Source organism: Mucilaginibacter sp. P4_G9, from assembly GCF_056400985.1.
The window spans coordinates 1-806 of the sequence record NZ_JBFUKF010000877.1 but is presented as its reverse complement, the minus strand read 5'-3'; the positions used below and the strand labels follow the sequence as shown (position 1 = coordinate 806).

At 40.3% G+C, this 806-nt stretch carries 2 protein-coding genes; both read right to left on the bottom strand.

The genetic code is table 11. The features are described from left to right. The coding region (locus AC1DPZ_RS28310; RefSeq protein ID WP_477409814.1) for a 30S ribosomal protein S15 at positions 1–143 on the bottom strand (143 nt) is incomplete at its 3' end. Between the two features lie 221 nt (positions 144–364). Then, positions 365–806: sensor histidine kinase (locus tag AC1DPZ_RS28305; protein ID WP_477409812.1), on the bottom strand; the 442-nt coding region annotated here is incomplete at its 5' end.

The following is an 806-nucleotide window of genomic DNA, read 5'->3' as shown; positions in this document are numbered from 1 at the left end:
TGTTTGTTCTTTTTCAGGTGACCAGTTAAATGTGCAATGCGGGTGGTGAATAATGCTACCTGTCCTTCTGCCGAACCTGTGTCTGTAGCACCTTTACCATGTTTTGCAAAGATCTCTGCCTTTGCTTCTTTACCTAAATACATTACTTGAATAATATTAAAGCGTTAAATATTTTTGTTAATTGTGGGTGCAAAGATAGTGTGAATGTTTCATATATGCAAGGGCGAACAGCAAGATGATTCTTAACCGAAACCATTCCCTTCATTAGTAAATGCCACATAGGATGCCGGGAGAAGAAGATCCTGAATTGTAAAGGAATTTATAAAAGAATAACCTTGTTGCTATAAACGGCAATACAATACTGCTAACCAACTTTTTTATAGGGAATATTAAAGTAGAAACAGCTGCCTTTTCCCGCATCACTTTCCACACCAATGCTTCCTTGCTGTAATACAAGTAGCTGGTGGCAAATATAAAGACCGAGACCTGTACCCGCTTTATCTCCTGAGCGGTCGGCCTGGTAGTACCTGGTAAACAATTTAGCTTGCCTTTCTTTAGGGATACCTGTGCCGGTATCAATAATCCGGACTTCCAGTTTTTGCTGATGCTCATTAATTGAACGCAAACTAACCTTAACCGTTACGCCTCCGGTTTCTGTGTATTTTATAGCATTACCCAGCAAATTAATCATTACCTGTTTTAGCCTGAAAGCATCCCCGCTGATTAACACATCTTCGTCCCCGTCAAACTCTGCGGTTAAATAAAGCTGTTTGTTCTCTGCAAGAAAACTCATGGCTGCTATTGCC